Here is a 1,073-nt window from a genome sequence, read left to right on the forward strand (position 1 = left end):
GCCCCCGCCGACCCCCATCACCATCAGGCCGGAGATGAACAGGCCGTAACCGGAGCCCCCGGCCCACGATGGGCCGGGGGCGGGGGCGATTCCGGCCCCGTTGTTCTCGCGGGCCGGCCACCGTGTTCCCCCGCCCCGGCGACTCATGAGGCCCGGGCGAGACAGCACCCCCGGAAAGACGTCGGGAGACACTCAACAGCCCTTTGCTCACCGTCCGCAACCGGTTCCGCGCACTCCATCACTCATCACCATCTGTGATGAATTTGTTACTTAATGAGAGGTTCCCGGCGGGTCCTCAATCCGGCTGGCGACCCCTGCCAAGGGGACCACGTTCGGAGTGTCCGAAACTGGCCACACCTACAGAAAAGTCAATGTGCCGGGCCGTTGTCATCGCCCCCTCGCGGGCGGAGACTGGCCCCTGGCGGGCACCTACCCCTCCGTGCCCTATCGGTTGCGAATTGTGAAGGAGAGCGCATTCACGCCACCTCCATCGCCTGCGTGCGGGCGTGCCGACAAGCAGCACCGCGCGTCAGGCGCACTACTTGCTGATCGCTGATCGACGGTCTCGCTAGACGAGCCGTCCGGCTCAGCGCTCGGGGCCCATCACCTGCGAGCCAGCGTTACCGCATGCCTTCTGGGGCACGGCAGGCCGGTGGCCGCGGGCCTGCCAAATCTTGTCCCCGCCTCGGGGAGCGGGCACAGCTCGGTCTCATCCATCACAGGGAGTCGCCGTGCCACCGAACAGCGCGTCGCCGGCGACTCCGTCCTACAGGTCAACACCGCCCCCTCGGCCAACATCCTGCTGTGCACCGAAGCCTGGGCACCGTCTCCAGCGTCACCTCCCTGACCACCTTGACGTTAAACCGCCACCGCCATCTCGTCCGTTTCGGGCACCCGGCACTCGCGGCTGCAGATCTTCACCTGGTTCGGCGGCGTCGCGGCGTTTTTGATCCTGCTGCTGTCGTCGAAAGCGTCGAATCGAGCGGCTCGACGCGCCCCACCCGAGAGGATCCCATGACCACCCTGACCACCCCGGTTTCCAGCCTCACCGCGACCGAGATCGAGCGGACCGC

1 protein-coding gene is annotated in these 1,073 nt (G+C 67.1%); it reads left to right on the forward strand.

Translation table 11 applies throughout. The features are described from left to right. Positions 1-804: 804 nt before the first annotated feature. The coding region (locus AB0395_RS48725) for a hypothetical protein (RefSeq protein ID WP_366295194.1) at positions 805-1,073 on the forward strand (269 nt) is incomplete at its 3' end.

Source organism: Streptosporangium sp. NPDC051023, assembly GCF_040689595.1.
GTDB lineage: Bacteria > Actinomycetota > Actinomycetes > Streptosporangiales > Streptosporangiaceae > Streptosporangium.